This window comes from Pseudomonas sp. H26/SER47-MNA-CIBAN-0231, from assembly GCF_040310465.1.
Lineage (GTDB): Bacteria > Pseudomonadota > Gammaproteobacteria > Pseudomonadales > Pseudomonadaceae > Aquipseudomonas > Aquipseudomonas atacamensis.
This window is the reverse complement of sequence record NZ_JBEOPW010000015.1, coordinates 1-17,539: the sequence shown is the minus strand read 5'-3', so window position 1 is coordinate 17,539 and position 17,539 is coordinate 1. Positions and strand designations below refer to the sequence as shown.

The window sequence follows — 17,539 nt, the reverse complement described above, 5'->3', positions numbered from 1 at the left end:
CACGGGGCGGTGCGTTCAGTGGCGGCGAATTATAGGTGAGCCGGTCTGGACGGTACAGGCTTGTGGCCGTCGCTCTGGTAAACTGCCGGCCTTTATTGCCCTGCCGAGTGTCGTTCGTGTCGAGTTTCCCTGTCTGCCGGTGTTGCCTGCGATGAACCATGCCCCCAACGCCGTGGCCCGCCTGCGCGATCAGCGCGAGGACGAAGGTATCAAGCCGATTCAGGCGCGCGGCTTTCGCTCCGAGCGTTGCCGCGATTGCCGGGTCATCATCAGTCATTGCCTGTGCGCGTGGCGGCCAAGCGTCGACACCCGTTCCGGCGTGTGCCTGATCATGACCGGCAAGGAAGTGTTCAAGCCAAGCAACACCGGTTGGCTGATTGCCGATGTGGTGCGCGACAACCATGCGTTCATCTGGTCACGCACCGAGCCCGACCCGCAGATGCTTGCACTGCTCAACGATCCGCAGTGGCAGCCGTATCTGGTGTTTCCGGGTGAGTATGTCGAACCGTCGCGGGTGACCAACACGGTGACAGTCGATAGCAGCAAGCGCCCGCTGTTCATACTGCTGGATGCGACCTGGACCGAGGCGCGCAAGATCTTTCGCAAGAGTCCGTATTTCGACCGCTTGCCGATCCTCAGCCTGCTGCCCGACAAGCTCTCGCGCTATCGCTTGCGCCGTTCGACCCGCAGCGAGCACCTGTGCACCGCCGAAGTCGCGGCGTTGTGCCTGGAGCTGGCCGGTGACAGCGCTGCCGCTTCGGCGCTGGACGCCTATTTCGATGTGTTCAGCCAGCATTACCTCGGTGCCAAGCAGCAACTGGACATAAATGAATCAACGCCCGCTCACGCCGAGCTGTTGCCCTATATACGAAAGCCGCAGCCGGAGTTGGCCCGATAGTGGCCCATACTGTCGACAGCGCTGGCCATCTTGCTTGACCACCCCGGCTGCGCTGGGCATGCTTGGCGCCGATTAGGGTGCGGCCAAGGTTTGAGACGCCGTGTTTGCTGTTGATTGGCGTTGAACGTGCCCCTGTGGATAGCGCTTCCAAGCGTTGTCTCGAGTTGCTTTGGCCAGACCGGAATCTACCGCGTCTGCCATCAAAAACAGGATCATTTGAAAAATGGCCACATACGACATCCTGATTGCCGATGATCACCCCCTGTTTCGCAGCGCGCTGCACCAAGCGGTGACGCTGGGCCTTGGCCCGAACGTGCGGCTGGTGGAAGTGGCGAGCATCGCCGAACTGGAAGCCCGCCTGACCGAAAAGGCTGACTGGGATCTGGTCCTGCTGGATCTGAACATGCCCGGCGCCTACGGTTTTTCCGGGCTGGTGCTGCTGCGCGGGCAGTATCCGCAGATTCCGGTGGTGATGGTCTCGGCCCAGGAAGAAGCTTCGGTGATGGTCAAGTCCCGCGAGTTCGGCGCCAGTGGCTTCATTCCCAAGTCCAGTGATCTGAGCGTAATTCAGGAAGCGGTGCGCAAGGTGCTCGATGGCGACGTGTTCTGGCCGCCGCAAGCGTTCGAAGCGGTGAGCGTGTCGGATGAGGCGAAAGCTGCCAGCGATGGCCTTGCCAGCCTGACACCGCAACAGTTCCGGGTGCTCACCATGGTCTGCGAAGGTCTGCTGAACAAGCAGATCGCTTATGAGCTGAGCGTGTCGGAAGCGACCATCAAGGCCCACGTCACCGCGATCTTTCGCAAATTGAACGTGCGCACTCGCACGCAAGCGGCTTTACTGCTGCAACAACTTGAGTCAATTCCGAGCCAGTGATGGCTGGCGGTTTCACGCTTTTTTGACTTTCGTTGATCTAGCTTCCCCACACCTTTTTGGCTGGTTTCTTTCTTATGTCACCTTTCAAGGGCCAGACCGGCCTGAAACGCATCCTCAACGCGTCCGGCTATTCGCTCGATGGCCTGCGCGCCGCCTTCACTGGCGAAGCGGCATTCCGCCAACTGGTGCTGCTCAACGTGGTGCTGATTCCGCTGACATTCTTCCTCAATGTCAGCCGGGTCGAGCAGGCGGTGTTGATCGCGGTTTGCTTGCTGGCGCTGATTGTCGAGCTGCTCAACTCAGCGGTGGAAGCGGCCATTGACCGCATCTCGCTGGAATTGCATCCGCTATCAAAGAACGCCAAGGACATGGGCAGCGCCGCGCAATTCGTGGCGCTGAGCATGATCGGACTGGTGTGGGCGGTGATTCTGCTTTAAGCAATGGTCGGCAAGACGATTTCGTCGCTGCGTTGCACTCCGGCGGTGAACGCGCGACACAGCTCGAGAAACTCGCGCATGGCCGAGGTCTGGTATTTCTGTTTGTGCCAGATGAAATAGAACTGCCGGGCCAGGTCCAGATCCGGCGTCTCCACCGGCACCAGACTGCCGCGCCGGAAGGCATCGCGCAGCGCCAACCGCGAAATGCAGCCAATTCCCAAGCCTGATTCCACCGCGCGTTTGATCGCCTCGGTGTGTTCCAGCTCCAGGCGAATATTCAGCGCGCTGCGATGGTGACGCATGGCCTGGTCGAAGGTCAGCCGCGTGCCGGAACCCTGTTCCCGCAGAATCCATGCCTCATGGGTCAGCTCTTCCATCGTCGCACTGCCACGTTTGGCCAACGGATGCTGCGGCGCGCAAAACACCACCAGCTCATCCTCGACCCAACTCTGCACTTCGATGTCCGGGTGGCTGCAATCGCCTTCGATTAGACCCAGATCAATTTCGTAGTGGGCGACCTGCTGCACGATATTGGCAGTGTTCTGCACGTGCAGCTTGACCTGACTTTCGGGGTGGCGCTGCATGAAGCTGCCGATCAGCAGGGTGGCCAGATAGTTGCCAATGGTCAGCGTCGCCCCCACTGATAGAGAGCCGAAACCGGATTTGCCATTGAGCAGGTCTTCGATTTCCTTGGCCTGGTCGAGCAGGGCCACCGCTTGCGGCAACAGTTGTTTGCCGAGGGCGTTGAGGCTCAGGCGTTTGCCGGCGCGGTCGAACAGCTGGCAGCTGGACTGGCGCTCAAGCTCGGTGATCGAAGTGCTGGCCGCCGATTGCGAGAGGTTGAGCAGACCCGCAGCACGGGATACGCTTTCCTGCTGGGCGACGGCGACGAAGACTTGCAGTTGACGGAGAGTAAATCGCATATCGATATAACCGATAACCCTTATCTTAATAATCCAGTTAACAGATATTGTCGTCGCTATTAGAATGCGATGCAATTGCGCACGTTGAGCCTCATTGAGCCGCGCAGACCAATCTCCAGGAGTCAAACGTACATGAGCAACATGAACCACGAGCGTGTCCTCAGTGTTCATCACTGGAACGACACTCTGTTCAGCTTCAAGTGCACCCGCGATCCGGGCCTGCGCTTCGAGAACGGTCAGTTCGTGATGATCGGCCTGCAACAGCCCAACGGCCGCCCGCTTATGCGCGCTTACTCGATCGCCAGCCCGAACTGGGAAGAGCATCTCGAATTCTTCAGCATCAAAGTGCAGGACGGTCCGCTGACCTCCCAGCTGCAGCACTTGAAGGAGGGCGACGAGATCATCATCTCGAAGAAGCCTACCGGCACGCTGGTTCTTGATGACCTGAACCCGGGCAAGCACTTGTACCTGCTGAGCACCGGCACTGGTCTGGCGCCGTTCATGAGCGTCATTCAGGACCCGGAAACCTACGAGCGCTTTGAGAAAGTGATCCTGGTTCACGGTGTGCGTTACGTCAACGAAGTCGCTTACCGCGAATTCATCACCGAGCACCTGCCGCAGAACGAGTTCTTCGGCGAAGCGCTGCGTGACAAGTTGATCTACTACCCGACCGTGACCCGCGAGCCGTTCGAGAATCAGGGCCGCCTGACTGACCTGATGCGCAGCGGCAAGCTGTTCAGCGACATCGGCCTGCCACCGATCAACCCGCAGGACGACCGCGCGATGATCTGCGGCAGCCCGAGCATGCTCGACGAGACCAGCGAAGTGCTCGACAGCTTCGGCCTGAAAATCTCGGCGCGGATGCGCGAGCCGGGTGATTACCTGATCGAGCGTGCGTTCGTCGAAAAATAACCTGCGATAACTGTGGGAGCGAGCCTGCTCGCGAATGCGGTCTGTCATCAACGTTGATGTTGCATGACACGATGCCTTCGCGAGCAGGCTCGCTCCAACAGTGGTTTTTCGGTGTGACAGTAAAAGCCCGCGTTGCCTGAGAAGGCAGCGCGGGCTTTTTCGTTTGCGGGTTTTATGCCTCGGCCGGGATGACTTCCAGCACGCGGATCTGTTCGGGCGTCGGGTAGTGCCAGCGCACGTCCAGGTCCCAGAACTGCGCACCATATTCACGTTCCGGCGCCGGCGTCTGATACGCCGGGCGCGGATCCTGCGCCAGGCACTGCTCGATCAGCTCAACCAACGGCTCATCGAGGCGCTGAGCGTGGGCGTGCGCCTGTTTCAAAGCCGAATCCGCCCACTGCACGTCGATCAGCTGCGGCGCGGCGCTGGCGATGTCATTGGTCGCCCCGGGGATGATGTCGGCATACGGCACATAGGGTTTGATATCCAGCACCGGCGTGCCGTCGAGCAGATCGATCCCGGAGATAAACAGCCGATTACCTTCGACTTTGTCCAGCTTCACCACCGACTGGCCGATGCCATTGGGGCGGTGCGTGGCGCGGGTGGCGAACACGCCCATCGACTTATTGCCGCCCAGGCGTGGCGGGCGCACTTTCAGGCGCGGTTTGTCTTCCAGGGCTTGGTGGAACAGAAACAACAGCCAAACATGACTGACCTGCTCCAGCCCCTGCACGGCGTCACCCTGATCGAACGGCGCGACCAGTTCCAGCACGCCACGGGCGGCCGGTGCCAGTTGCGGCTGGCGAGGGATGGCGAACTTCTCCTTGAAGCAGGAGCGCACGAAGCCGATGGGGGAGACGCTGTAAGTCATGGTCTGGGATCGAAGCGGGTAGGGCGGGCATGATAACCCGTCCCGTCTCAAGTCTGGTGGTGGCAGGGCTGGCCTATTCGCGAGCAAGCTCGCACCCACATTGGATCTATGGCGTGCACAAGATCCCTGTGGGAGCGAGCTTGCTCGCGAAGGCCGCGCCGCCGATCTACAGACTGAATCCGCCATCAAGAGGAATAATATTCCCGGTCATATAAGCCCCCGCCGTACTCGCCAGGCTGATCGCCAGCGCCGCCATCTCTTCCTCACGCCCCCAGCGCTTCATCGGAATCAGCGCGGTGTCCTCAGCCAACGCCTGCTCATCATTACCAATATGCTGGGTCATCTTGCTCGGAAAGCGACCCGGCGCAATCACGTTGACGTTGATGTGCTGGCTCACCAGTTCCCGCGCCAGAATGCGCGATAACTGATGCAGAGCCGCTTTGCTCGGCCCATAGGCATACGCCTGCTCGCCAAACGATGAAATCCCCGCCACCGAACCGATATTGATGATCCGCGCCGGATTTGCCGCCGAACCACCCTTGCGCAGCAACGGCAGAAACTGCTGGATGCAACTGAACACCGAGGTCACGTTGAGCTGCATGACTTTCTCCCAGCCCTTGACCGGATAACTCTCCAGCGGCGCGCCCCACGTGGTGCCGGCGTTGTTCACCAGAATGTCCAGATGAGTGATCTGCTCACCCAGACGCGCGGCCAGTTCCCGCACGCCTTCTTCGGTCGCCAGATTCGCCGCCACGCCGTGGCAAGTGCCCATGGCGCCGAGTTCTTCGGCGGTTTGCTGGCAGGCTTCGACGTCGCGCGAGCACACGTAGACATGGGCGCCGGCCTCGACGAAGGCCTTGGCGATCATCTTGCCGATACCACGGGTTCCGCCTGTCACCAGAGCGGTGCGGCCTTGCAGGGAAAAGTAGGGATGCATGGCGAGTCCTGAAGATTAGGGATCAGTACACCCTAGTCGTCAGCCGCGAAAAGCGGAGCCATTATTTTTGCAGGGAATGAACGGTCATGCGTTGCGGCGGCGACTATCGATCGCCACCGCACAAGGGCATCAGGCAGGGCGGACGCGCAGGGTCAGGCCCTTGAGGAAGTTACGCAGCAACTGGTCACCACACGGACGGTAGTTGGTGTGGCCGACCTTGCGGAACAGCGCGCTCAGTTCGGGTTTGGATACCGGAAACTCGGCGGCTTTGAGGATCGCGTGCATGTCGTCTTCTTTCAGTTCGAAGGCCACGCGCAGTTTTTTCAGGATGATGTTGTTGGTCACCGGCACTTCGATCGGCTGTGGCGGACGGCTTTCGTCCTTGCCGCGCTTGAAGATCACCAGACCGTCGAGGAAATGCGCGATGACTTCGTCCGGGCAGCGCACGAAGCCTTCTTCGTCTTCTTCTTTCTTGTCGAGCCAGGTGATGACATCGGCGAGCGTGACGTCCATGCCGCCCAGTTTGATGATTTCGACAACTTTCTTGTCGCTGATGTCGAGCATGTAGCGCACGCTGCGCAGTACGTCGTTATGAACCATGTCGGTATTCCTGATGCGTTGTGGGCAGCGCTCGTAGGCGCTGCCGAAATGTATGGCGGCAGTGGAAGTGCTAGAACTTCTCTTTGCCGGACAGGTAGCGCCATTGGCCGAGCGGGACCTTGCCGATCGACACGCCGCCGATGCGGATGCGGCGGATGCCGATGACCTTCAGGCCGACCGCTTCGCAGAACTGCGCGATGATTCCCGGCTGCGGGTTTTTCATGGCGAAGCGCAGACGGTTTTCGTTCTGCCAGCTGGCCTTGACTGGCGGCAGCTCCTTGCCCTTGTGCGTCAGGCCATGCTGTAAACGGTTGAGGCCGTGGGCAGCCATCTCACCTTCGACTTCGACGATGTATTCCTGCTCGATCTTCGCCGCGTCGGCGGTGAGCTTGCGCAGGATTTTCCAGTCCTGGGTGAACACCAGCAGGCCGCTGGCCTTGGGCTGCAGGTCGGCGCTGGCGGTCAGGCGCAGGAAATGCCCGCGCAACGGACGCTTGCCGTAGCGATGCTCTTCGCTGAGGGTTTCCGCGCTGAGCGTTTGCATGGCGCTGTCGACATCCATGCCGGCGGGCGCGTTAAGCAGGATGGTCACCGGCTCCGGCGCGGTGGCCTTGGCGTCCTTGTCGAGCTCGACCTTTTGCTCGCCGACCTTGAATTGCGGCTCATCGATGACTTCGCCGTCCACGGTGACCCAGCCGCCCTCGATGAACAGCTCGGCCTCCCGGCGGGAGCAACCGACCAGTTCGATGAGGCGTTTGGAGAGGCGAATCGGGTCAGTCATGACGGGGCCGTAACAAAAAAGGGGTGGGCATTGTACCTGTGTGGAAGCGGTTAAGCCCGGTTCCATTTGCAGGCGCTGTATTCAATGTGGGAGCGAGCCTGCTCGCGAAGGCGTCCTGCCAGTCAATGTTTGCAGTGACTGGTACACCGCATTCGCGAGCAGGCTCGCTCCCACATGGGTTTCATAGTGTGTCAGCCGTTGCCCGAGCGCTGTTGGGACTGCCGCAAGCGCATATGCAGCAGCGGATACGGCTGGCCCATGCCATCGACCTCGGAGCGGCCGATCACTTCAAATCCCTGCTTTTCATAAAATCCCAAGGCTTGCGGGTTCTGCTCATTGACGTCGAGTTCATCGGCGTTGAGCCGTTCGATCGCATATCGGAGCAGCTGCTTGCCCAAGCCTTGGCCACGATGATCAGGATCGATGAACAACATTTCAATCTTGCCCGCCGCCACACCGGCAAACCCGGTAATGCGCTGCTGGCGGTCCTTGGTGCAGATCAGCATGACCGCATCGAGATAGCGGGTGAGCACCAGATTGCGCAGCAGCTCGATGTAGCTGTCCGGCAGGAACTGGTGAGTCGCACGGACCGAGGCCTCCCAGACCCGGGTCAGTTCTTCGTAATCGCTGATTTTCGGTGTGTGGATAACCGAATGCTGACGCATGTGCGTGTGCCTCTTGTGCGGTTCAAGGGAGTCCGTCCCCCGCTAAACGATAGCCGCAAAAAAGCCCCGTATCTCGGAAAAGAGCGGGGCTTTTTGGATTTGTTGCGGTGTCTGGCTGGCTATTTCTGTCGCCAGCAAGATCTCTCCCCCTCACCCCAACCCTCTCCCCCAGAGGGGGCGAGGGGGAAGGGAGCTGAACTTCGTGCTTTTCAAACCTGAGTTCGACCGGATAGCTCAGGTCGATGTACCTAGAAAGAACAACACGGTCAGCCCCCTCTCCCTCTGGGAGAGGGCTGGGGTGAGGGGCTTTTGATCTTCAGATCAGATCTGCTCAGCCCACAGATCATATTCGTCAGCGTCAGTCACCTTGCACCAGACCTTGTCGCCCGGCTTCAGGTTGCTGCCATTGTCGATAAACACGTTGCCATCGATTTCCGGGGCGTCGAAGAAGCAACGGCCGACCGCACCTTGTTCGTCAACCTCGTCCACCAGCACTTCAATCTCACGACCGATGCGCATTTGCAGACGTGCCGAGCTGATCGCCTGCTGGTGCGCCATGAAGCGCTCCCAACGATCCTGCTTGACGTCGTCCGGTACCACTTCCAGATCCAGATCATTCGCTGGCGCGCCGTCAACCGGCGAGTACTGGAAGCAGCCGACGCGGTCGAGCTGGGCTTCGGTCAGCCAGTTGAGCAAGTACTGGAAGTCTTCTTCGGTTTCGCCCGGGAAGCCGACGATGAAGGTCGAACGGATGATCAGGTCCGGGCAGATTTCGCGCCAGTTCTTGATGCGCGCCAGGGTCTTGTCTTCGAACGCCGGGCGTTTCATCGACTTCAGGACTTTCGGGCTGGCGTGCTGGAACGGGATATCCAGGTACGGCAGGATCTTGCCGGCGGCCATCAGTGGAATCAGCTCGTCGACGTGCGGGTACGGATAAACGTAATGCAGGCGGACCCAGACGCCCAGCGTGCTCAGCGCTTCGCATAGCTCGGTCATGCGGGTTTTCACTGGCGCACCGTTCCAGAAACCGGTGCGGTATTTCACATCAACGCCGTAAGCGCTGGTGTCTTGCGAGATCACCAACAGCTCTTTAACGCCGGATTTGACCAGGCGCTGGGCTTCGTCGAGCACATCGCCAACCGGACGGCTGACCAGTTTGCCGCGCATCGACGGGATGATGCAGAACGAGCAGCTGTGGTTGCAGCCTTCGGAAATCTTCAAATACGCGTAGTGGCGCGGGGTCAGCTTGATGCCTTGCGGCGGCACCAGGTCGATCAGCGGGTTGTGATCCTGACGCGGCGGCACCACTTCGTGCACGGCGTTGACCACTTGCTCGTACTGCTGCGGACCGGTCACGGCCAACACGCTCGGGTGCACGTCGCGGATATTGCCTTCTTCCACGCCCATGCAGCCGGTAACGATGACCTTGCCGTTTTCCTTGATCGCTTCGCCAATCACTTCCAGCGACTCAGCCTTGGCCGAATCGATGAAACCGCAGGTGTTGACCACTACGACGTCGGCGTCCTGATAGGTGGACACCACGTCATAGCCTTCCATGCGCAGCTGGGTCAGGATGCGCTCGGAGTCGACCAGTGCTTTCGGGCAACCCAGAGATACAAAGCCAACCTTTGGATTGGCCGGCGCAGGAGTGGTGGACATGTCTAACCTCGGTGTTTTGTGACGTCGCTTGCTTGGTGCGCAAGCCGACGGATGGGCGCTTAGGGCGCGCCTCTGATCAAAAAGTGCGCAATTCTAGCGGCGGGCAACGCACTTGACCAGCTTTATACGGGGAAATACGACGAGTGCTGCGCTATGCTTCGCGCCGTTGAGCTTTACCGATTTCGTGCAGTCAATCATTGGTCTGTAACAACAGGTAAAACAGCGCATGCTGCAACTCAAAGCATAGTGCTTCCTTCAAAGAAGCCGGTATCGAGATCAGGAGTGTTGGATGGGTCAGGCAAGTAGTCATGCGGCGGGCGCCGAGGGTTCGGCAAGCAGACCGCTGAGCATGCTGGTCGCGGCAGTCGGGGTGGTTTATGGCGACATCGGCACGAGCCCGTTGTACACCCTCAAGGAAGTGTTTTCCGGCGGTTATGGTGTGCCGGTCAATCACGACGGCGTGCTGGGCATTCTGTCGTTGATCTTCTGGTCGCTGATCTGGGTGGTCTCGATCAAGTACATGATGTTCGTCCTGCGCGCCGACAACCAGGGCGAGGGCGGCATCATGGCCCTGACGGCACTGGCACGGCGGGCAGCGGCGGGGCGCAAGCGCCTGCGCACGCTGTTGGTGGTGTGCGGGCTGATTGGTGCGGCGCTGTTCTACGGCGACAGCATGATCACCCCGGCCATTTCGGTGCTGTCGGCGATCGAAGGCCTCGGCCTGGCGTTTGAAGGCATCGATCACTGGGTGGTGCCGCTGTCGCTGGTGGTGCTGGTCGCGCTGTTTCTGATCCAGCGCCACGGCACCGCGCGGATCGGCATTCTGTTCGGGCCGATCATGGTTACCTGGTTCCTCGTCCTCGGCGCGCTCGGTGTGTACGGCATCAGCCACACCCCGGAAGTGCTGCACGCGCTGAACCCGATGTGGGCGGTGAATTTTTTCGTCGTGCACCCGGGCATGGGCGTAGCGATCCTCGGCGCGGTAGTGCTGGCGCTGACCGGCGCCGAAGCGCTGTACGCCGACATGGGCCACTTCGGCCGCAAGCCAATCGCTCGCGCCTGGTTCCTGCTGGTGCTGCCGGCGCTGGTGCTCAACTACTTCGGCCAGGGCGCATTGCTGCTGGAAAACCCGGACGCAGCGCGTAACCCGTTCTACCTGCTGGCACCGAGCTGGGCGCTGATTCCGCTGGTCGGCCTGTCGACCCTGGCCACGGTGATCGCCTCGCAAGCTGTGATTTCCGGCGCGTTCTCCCTGACCCGTCAGGCGATCCAGCTCGGTTACATCCCGCGCATGTACATTCAGCACACCTCCAGCGACGAGCAGGGCCAGATCTACATCGGTGCGGTGAACTGGGCGCTGATGGTCGGCGTGGTGTTGCTGGTGCTCGGCTTCGAATCGTCCGGCGCGCTGGCTTCTGCCTATGGTGTGGCGGTGACCGGCACCATGCTGATGACCACCATTCTGGTGTCGGCGGTTATGTTGCTGCTGTGGAAATGGCCACCGATTCTCGCGGTGCCGGTGTTGCTTGGCTTCCTGCTGGTGGATGGCCTGTACTTCGCTGCCAACGTGCCGAAGATCGTTCAGGGCGGCGCTTTCCCGGTGATCGCCGGTATCGCCCTGTTCGTGCTGATGACCACCTGGAAGCGCGGCAAACAGCTGCTGGTCGAACGCCTCGACGAAGGCGCGCTGCCGCTGCCGATCTTCATCAGCAGCATCCGCGTGCAACCGCCGCATCGCGTACAGGGCACCGCCGTGTTCCTCACCGCCCGCTCCGACGCCGTGCCCCATGCCTTATTGCACAACCTGCTGCACAACCAGGTGCTGCATGAGCAAGTGGTGTTGCTGACGGTGGTTTACGAAGACATCCCGCGCGTACCGCCATCGCGGCGCTTCGAGGTCGAAGCGCACGGAGAGGGTTTCTTCCGGGTGATCCTGCACTTCGGCTTCACCGACGAGCCCGACGTGCCGCAGGCGTTGAAGCTGTGCCACCTCGAAGACCTCGACTTCAGCCCGATGCGCACGACCTACTTCCTCAGCCGTGAGACGGTGATTGCCTCGAAACTGGAAGGTATGGCCCGTTGGCGAGAGGCGCTGTTTGCGTTCATGTTGAAGAATGCCAATGGGAACTTGAGGTTCTTCAATCTACCGCTGAACCGAGTGATTGAGTTGGGGACGCAGGTGGAGATGTAAGCCTGGCCTCAACTGAAAAGCCCCTGTCAGCCTTGTGGTTGGCGGGGGCTTTTTTGTGCCTGTGCCCAATCCCTCAAACCACCGCCGATTCCCTGTGGGAGCGAGCCTGCTCGCGAAGGCGTAGTGTCAGTCGAAGCATGTGGTGGCTGAACCACCGCATTCGCGAGCAGGCTCGCTCCCACAGGGTATTGGGTTGAATCAAGAGGTGCGTTCAGACAGATCAGCTTCAGATTCAGTCTTCGTCCGCGCGGGTCGTGGGATCAGCGCTTGGATCACGTCATCAATCAAGGCCTTGCCCATCACCGTCAGGTAATGCGCAGCCCAGGCGTGGCGGTCGGTGTCTTTGATGAAAGCAGCATCCTCGGCGAAGGATTTGGCGAGGGACAGCAGGTCGGAGGATTGGGACAAGGCATTGATGATCGGGACGCCGGAGCGGACGTTGAAGAACGCTTGATCCGAGTTGTAGAGGAAAGGGGTGAAGCCGATGGTTTTAACGCTTGCGAGTCCGTGCAGATCAGGTTCGGTCATCGTGTTACTCCTTAGTTCGAAGCGCCGCGACTTTCGTGACCACGCGAAAGGGAGGCAACTGTACGCAGGGTGGTAAACCGGGAACCAAGGAAACCGGCACGCCCGAAAGCGTCCCACGCACAGCCGCCATAACTCGAGGAGCGGGCTGTTGCGATGGTTTCTCCGGGTTACCACACCCGATCGCTGAATGGGTCAGCGACGTCCAGAGAGTATCCCGTCAAAAAACAGCGCAATAGAGCGGCAAAGCGCCCCAACACGAGTTTCGGAGTTTGCCTACAAGGTCTGTGGGCGTCATCTGATATTGCGAGACCAGACGTAAACGAAACTAAACGTTGCTGGCGGTTACGTGGGTATTTGTTCGGTAGATGAATGAGTGTGGAGTTGACGATTCGATAATGCCAATCAAGCAGGTGTCCACGTTTTATGGAATGTGGACATTTGGTGATTTTAGCTTCCTGAAGAGTCAAGACATTTACGAGCTTCGGCACAAAACCTCTGAGTCCAGCGCAATTCCCCTGTGGGAGCGAGCTTGCTCGCGAAGGCGTAGTGTCAGTCGGCGAATGTGTTAACTGACCTGCCGCTTTCGCGAGCAAGCTCGCTCCCACAGGGATTGTGGTGGCGGCTGGAATGTAAAAAGCCCCCGCAACTGTGAAGTTGCGGGGGCTTTTTGTGGGCGTGGCTCAGATCACTCTTCAGCCACCGAATCCTTGCTCTGGCGCTTCTGAATCAGCTCGACCAAGCGCTTGGCCAGCGCTGGATAGTTTTCATCAAAGTGATGCCCGCCGGGCAGTTTCACCGCTTCGCCGACAGCAGTCTTGTCGGTGCAGCCGCTCTCGTCGGTCTCTTCTTCACCATAAATGCACACAACCTTGGCCGCCGGCAGCTTGGCCATTTCCGGGCCGGTCGCGGCTTCTTTGCCGGCGTTACCCAACCAGCCTTCGACTTCGATTTCGAAGCTGCCGGTGCGGGCGAAGGCGAGCAGGATGATCGCGTCGACGCGTTGCTGTTCGTTCTCTGGCAGGCGGTTGTAGATCGCCGGCAGGACGTCAGCGCCGAACGAATAACCGGTGAGGATGAAGCGTTTGGTGCCCCATTTCTGCCGGTAGTGCTGCATCAGTTCGGTGAGGTCGAGTGCGCTTTGCTCCGGGCTCTTGTGCTGCCAGTAGTAGCGCAGGGTGTCGATGCCGACCACCGGGTAGCCGATCTTGGCCATTTCGCCCGCCACGTCGCGGTCGAGGTCACGCCAGCCGCCGTCGCCGGAGAGGAACAGGGTCACGGTGTCGTTGGCCTGGCCGGCCGGCACTTCCACGACCGGAATCGCCAGGCCGCCGTTGGCCTTGTCGCCGCCGACGAGGATTTTGCGCAGTTCGTTGTTCAGCACTTGCGGCAGGTTGATGTCGTAGTCGCTGATGCTGGTTTCGGCGTTCGGCTGATCGCGCACGAAGCCTGCGCTGGCATCGTCCGGGTTGTCGTTCCACGCCACCAGCCAGTGGCCGTGGGCGGCGGATTTCGGCAATAGGTGAGTGCAGCCACCTTTTTCCAGGGCGAGGTCGACGGAGACGGCCTGGGCCTTGTCGTCTTTCTGTTCCGCCAGCCAGCGCCACGCCAGTACAGCGCCCGGGCCGATGCCGCTGACCAGGGTGGCCGGGCCATTCAGTTCGCGCAGGCCTGATTGCAGGGCGCGGCTCTGCAGCAGGCAGTCCTTGGGCAGAATCACCTGAACGATCTGCGCCGAGGCGCTGCGGCTGAGGGTGGTCAGTTGTTTCTCGGAAAGCTTCTGTTCGTCGGTGACGGCCACCAGCACCTGAGCCTTCGGCTTGCTGCCGGGGATCACGCGGGTCATGGCTGTGCCATCGGCGGGTTTCAGTTGTTCGACGGTCGGTTCCGGTGCCGGGCGTTTGAGGTACCAGTAACCGCCGCCGGCAATCACGGCCAGCACCAGCAGGGCGGCCAGGATGTACTTCAGGGAGCGTTGAATCATCAGCGTTTCACCAATCCAGTCAAGCCGCCCGCGATCAGGGCAGCAGTGTCGGCCAGCGCCACGAGCGGATCGAGTCCGGCGGGCACGGCCATATAACGGGGTTCCCAGTCAGGCTGGAACTTGTCTTTGAAACGGCGCAAACCTTGGAAGTTGTACAGCTGCTCACCACGGCGGAAAACCATCGAGCCCAGGCGCTGGGTCAGCGGTGCGCCGCGCCGGGGTTGCAGCCCCGACAACGGCACCATGCCCAGGCTGAAGCGCGCGTATCCGTGACTCTTATAGTGTTGAATCAGGCCGACCATCATGAATTCCATGGTCAGCTTCGGCGCTTCCGGGTGCGCGCGCATCAGGTCGAGACTGGCCAGGTCGTGGCTGTAGGTCTCAAGCAGATTGGCGAACGCTACCGGGCGGCCTTCGAAGCGAATCACCGCAATGCGGAAATGCTTCAGGTAATCGTCGCTGAAACGGCCGAGGGAGAAGCCTTTCTCGCGCACGTTCTTGCCGGTCAGCCAGGCATCGGAGATCACTTTCAGCTCGTCCATCGGCGCCTGCCCGGGCTCATGGATTTCCAGCGACAGTCCATCGCGGGTGCCACGGTTCCAGGTGTAGCGCAGATCCTTCATCTCCTTGCCCTTGGCTTCCAGATCGAAGCGCAGCAGATCGACCCGGGCTTCTTCGCCGAGCTTGATCGCTGTCAGGCCGATGTCCATGTAGTACGGCAGATTCTCTGCGCGTACCTGATAGAAAACCGGGCGAGTGTGGTGGATGTCGCAGAGGTCGCGAAATTGCCAGATCATTTCCGCACGTTGCTGGCTCGGCCCGATCGGGTCGTACAGCGCCACCAGACTGCGGCCACGACGGGCGTACATCAGGAACGCCTCATCGTTGGGATGAAACAGCAACGCCTTGTCACCGGTCAGCGCGAGGCCGCCGTCGGGTTGTGACGAGGCCATGAGGATTTTTGCCGCGCGATCCAGTTCGTCCGGCGTCGGCAAATGAATCACCGGGCGCGCGGTGCGCAGCAGCCAGGTCAGGGAGATGATCACCAGCAACACCGCCGCGCCGAGCAGCGAGCGCAGGCCACGCGGCGCGTCAGCATCGAGGGTGAACTGCCACCACAATTGATGGCTGTAGGGCACGTCCTGATAGGCGAACAGCAGCAACCAGGCCGAAGCGCCCAGCACGCAGAGACTGGCGACCAGATACAGCGGAGAAAACGGCAGTTCGGTCAAACGGCTCGGGCGATAGAAGGAGCGGCGGAACACGCCGAGCAGCGCGGCCGTAAACGTCATCAGCGTGGCTTCTTCCCAGTCGAAGCCTTTGAGTAGCGAGAGCAGGGCGCCGACCAGCAGCAGAATGGTGGTCAGCATCCACGCCGCCGACAGGCGTCGGCGCAGACCTTGTGCGAGCAACAGGCAGAGGACGCCGATCAGGCTGGCGCCGAAGTGCGACGCGTCGACCAGGCGATGCGGGATCAGAAAACCGATGTGCTCTAGGCGCGTGTCGATCTCCGGGGTCGCGCCGGAAAACAGCAACACCACGCCAGACAGAAACACCAGCACCGCCAGAACCGGCGCGGCCAGACCGGACGCCGCGCGCATGGTCTGGGATTGAAACAGGCGCTGGCCTTCGTTGATCAGCAGCAGTACGCAAGCGACCAGCAGCGGCAGCACCACGTAGATCAGGCGATACAGCAGCAGTGCGGCTGCCAGCGGCGCGGCGCCGAGCTTGTCGGCAAACGCGGCGAGCAGAATCGCCTCGAACACGCCAACACCGCCCGGTACATGACTGAGTACACCGGCGGCCAGCGCCAGCAGATACACAAGCAGGAACGGCGCAAACGGCGGCGCTTCCGGCAGCAACAAATACAGAACGGTGGCGGCAGCCGCGACATCGAGAGCGGTGATCACCAGTTGCAGGAACGTCAGGCGCCGACCCGGCAGACGCAGGGTGCGCCGCCCGGCACGAACCAGAAGATTGTCGGGGTAAGGTTGTTCCGGCAGACGACGGCGATAGATGCCGATTGCCAGCACAGCACCGAGGATCAATACGCCAGCGGCGACGGAGCCGAGCAAGACTTCGGACAGTCCCAGCGCTTGCGAGGCGGCGGGCAGGTTGCTCAGCGTGGCCAGCGCTGCCAGTGGCGGCAATGCGCAGCCCAGCGAGAGGCTGGCAAATAGCGTCATGTGCGCAACTTCCGACGCACCGACGCCCAGTCGCGCATATAAACGATAACGAACCGAGCCGCCGGACAGCAGCGACAGACCAATGGCATTGCCAATCGCAAAAGCGGTGAAGCCGCCGAGGGCAAGCGTGCGCGGCGGCAGTTTCACACCGGCGTAGCGGCTGGCCGACCATTCATAGCCGAGCAGAATGATGAAACCGACCACGGTCGCGCCAATAGCGCCGAGCAGGGCCGGTTTCGGCACGTCGAGAATCGAGTCATGCAATGCGTCGAGATCAAGCTCGGCGAGCAGATGGCGGCAGGCAATCAGGGCAATGGCAAACAGCAGCAACGTGACGGCCAGACCGATCGGCTGACGGTATTTGCTTAATCGATCCAGCCAGCGCAAACGCTCGGGTTTGATCGGTTGTTCTGCTGTAACGGTGTCTTGTGGATCAGACGAGTTGGCGCGCATCAATCACCTCTTGGATTGTGCGCGACAGGATGGAGGTATCCAGCCAAGTTACCAATCCCTGTAGAAAAAAATAATCACAAAATACTACGCCTCTCGTCGGGCATCGGCGAGGGCAGTTCCTGGATTGCAGAAACCCTGTCTGCGACTCAAGCATAGTCGCAAGTCAGTGGTTCTGATGATCCCCAGCGGTTCACTGCACAGTGACAGATCATTGTTGCGAAAGGACTTTTTCAACAGATACAAAAAAGGCCACTCTTTCGAGTAGCCTTTTTTGATGTTTGGTTGCGGGAGCCGGATTTGAACCGACGACCTTCGGGTTATGAGCCCGACGAGCTACCAGACTGCTCCATCCCGCGTCTGTGTGGCGGCATTCTACAGGCGAACGACGAGGTGTCAACCGCTAATCCCGGAATGGGCCAAATAACTGCGAAATCGCGGCAAACGGTCGCAGGTGATGCGTAAGTTTCGGAAATGCAACGAATTGCCGTTTCGCTAGCGATTGAGCAGGGCGCCCGTTTGCAAAACAGACGCGCACAAAAAAGGCCACTCTTTCGAGTAGCCTTTTCTGATGTTTGGTTGCGGGAGCCGGATTTGAACCGACGACCTTCGGGTTATGAGCCCGACGAGCTACCAGACTGCTCCA

The 17,539-nt window shown here is 60.4% G+C and carries 15 protein-coding genes and 1 tRNA gene; 5 read left to right on the top strand and 11 right to left on the bottom strand.

The genetic code is table 11. From position 1 onward, the window contains the following. Positions 1-151 precede the first annotated feature (151 nt). From AAEZ10_RS20385 to AAEZ10_RS20375, 3 genes are all read left to right on the top strand, one after another. The gene (locus AAEZ10_RS20385; RefSeq protein WP_243241824.1) at positions 152-898 is read left to right on the top strand and encodes a tRNA-uridine aminocarboxypropyltransferase; all 747 of its coding nucleotides are present in this window, start codon (positions 152-154) and stop codon (positions 896-898) included. Positions 899-1,121: 223 nt separating this feature from the next. Next, entirely contained in the window at positions 1,122-1,772 is a 651-nt protein-coding gene (erdR, locus tag AAEZ10_RS20380) for a response regulator transcription factor ErdR (protein ID WP_073475945.1), read from the top strand. Positions 1,773-1,846: 74 nt separating this feature from the next. After that, on the top strand, positions 1,847-2,209 hold the full coding sequence (locus tag AAEZ10_RS20375) for a diacylglycerol kinase (RefSeq protein ID WP_016771411.1): 363 nt from the start codon (positions 1,847-1,849) through the stop codon (positions 2,207-2,209). Here the strand turns inward: AAEZ10_RS20375 and AAEZ10_RS20370 are convergent. Then, positions 2,206-3,132 carry a LysR family transcriptional regulator gene (locus AAEZ10_RS20370; RefSeq protein WP_024011881.1) on the bottom strand — a complete coding sequence of 309 codons (927 nt, stop codon included), beginning with the start codon at positions 3,130-3,132 and terminating at the stop codon, positions 2,206-2,208. The two genes, AAEZ10_RS20375 and AAEZ10_RS20370, sit on opposite strands and share 4 nt — an antisense overlap. A 132-nt stretch (positions 3,133-3,264) precedes the next feature. Between AAEZ10_RS20370 and fpr the strand changes: the two genes are divergently transcribed. Beyond that, positions 3,265-4,044, top strand: a complete 780-nt coding sequence (gene fpr / locus AAEZ10_RS20365) for a ferredoxin-NADP reductase (RefSeq protein WP_007908723.1) — start codon at positions 3,265-3,267, stop codon at positions 4,042-4,044. Between the two features lie 172 nt (positions 4,045-4,216). Here the strand turns inward: fpr and tsaA are convergent, their stop codons facing one another. The 6 genes from tsaA to rimO all read right to left on the bottom strand — a co-directional run bounded on the left by tsaA (position 4,217) and on the right by rimO (position 9,557). Then, complete coding sequence (gene tsaA / locus AAEZ10_RS20360; protein WP_350570735.1) at positions 4,217-4,915, bottom strand: tRNA (N6-threonylcarbamoyladenosine(37)-N6)-methyltransferase TrmO; 699 nt, start codon at positions 4,913-4,915, stop codon at positions 4,217-4,219. Between the two features lie 166 nt (positions 4,916-5,081). Further along, entirely contained in the window at positions 5,082-5,852 is a 771-nt protein-coding gene (locus AAEZ10_RS20355) for an SDR family oxidoreductase (RefSeq protein WP_243241826.1), read from the bottom strand. Positions 5,853-5,981: 129 nt separating this feature from the next. Next, positions 5,982-6,452, bottom strand: coding sequence for a YehS family protein (locus AAEZ10_RS20350; RefSeq protein WP_056783315.1), 471 nt, complete (start codon positions 6,450-6,452; stop codon positions 5,982-5,984). Positions 6,453-6,522: 70 nt separating this feature from the next. Next, on the bottom strand, positions 6,523-7,233 hold the full coding sequence (locus tag AAEZ10_RS20345; RefSeq protein ID WP_076566200.1) for an rRNA pseudouridine synthase: 711 nt from the start codon (positions 7,231-7,233) through the stop codon (positions 6,523-6,525). 191 nt (positions 7,234-7,424) lie between these two features. Next, the gene (locus AAEZ10_RS20340) at positions 7,425-7,898 is read right to left on the bottom strand and encodes a GNAT family N-acetyltransferase (protein ID WP_110645929.1); all 474 of its coding nucleotides are present in this window, start codon (positions 7,896-7,898) and stop codon (positions 7,425-7,427) included. Positions 7,899-8,219: 321 nt separating this feature from the next. Next, the gene (rimO, locus tag AAEZ10_RS20335; RefSeq protein WP_024011887.1) at positions 8,220-9,557 is read right to left on the bottom strand and encodes a 30S ribosomal protein S12 methylthiotransferase RimO; all 1,338 of its coding nucleotides are present in this window, start codon (positions 9,555-9,557) and stop codon (positions 8,220-8,222) included. 349 nt (positions 9,558-9,906) lie between these two features. Between rimO and AAEZ10_RS20330 the strand changes: the two genes are divergently transcribed. Then, a complete protein-coding gene (locus AAEZ10_RS20330; RefSeq protein ID WP_437182198.1) occupies positions 9,907-11,748 on the top strand; it encodes a potassium transporter Kup in 1,842 nt (613 codons plus the stop codon). A gap of 198 nt (positions 11,749-11,946) precedes the next feature. On the opposite strand, the gene AAEZ10_RS20325 is transcribed toward AAEZ10_RS20330, so the two are convergent. The 4 genes from AAEZ10_RS20325 to AAEZ10_RS20310 form a co-directional block, all read right to left on the bottom strand. Continuing rightward, positions 11,947-12,276, bottom strand: coding sequence for a DUF3077 domain-containing protein (locus tag AAEZ10_RS20325; RefSeq protein ID WP_350570731.1), 330 nt, complete (start codon positions 12,274-12,276; stop codon positions 11,947-11,949). A 685-nt stretch (positions 12,277-12,961) separates the two neighbouring features. Further along, positions 12,962-14,257, bottom strand: a complete 1,296-nt coding sequence (locus AAEZ10_RS20320; protein ID WP_350570729.1) for a virulence factor family protein — start codon at positions 14,255-14,257, stop codon at positions 12,962-12,964. Continuing rightward, complete coding sequence (mprF, locus tag AAEZ10_RS20315) at positions 14,257-16,896, bottom strand: bifunctional lysylphosphatidylglycerol flippase/synthetase MprF (RefSeq protein WP_151550978.1); 2,640 nt, start codon at positions 16,894-16,896, stop codon at positions 14,257-14,259. The genes AAEZ10_RS20320 and mprF overlap by 1 nt, the downstream gene beginning before the upstream one ends. A gap of 279 nt (positions 16,897-17,175) precedes the next feature. Continuing rightward, positions 17,176-17,252: transfer RNA gene (locus AAEZ10_RS20310), tRNA-Met, on the bottom strand. Positions 17,253-17,539: the final 287 nt, after the last annotated feature.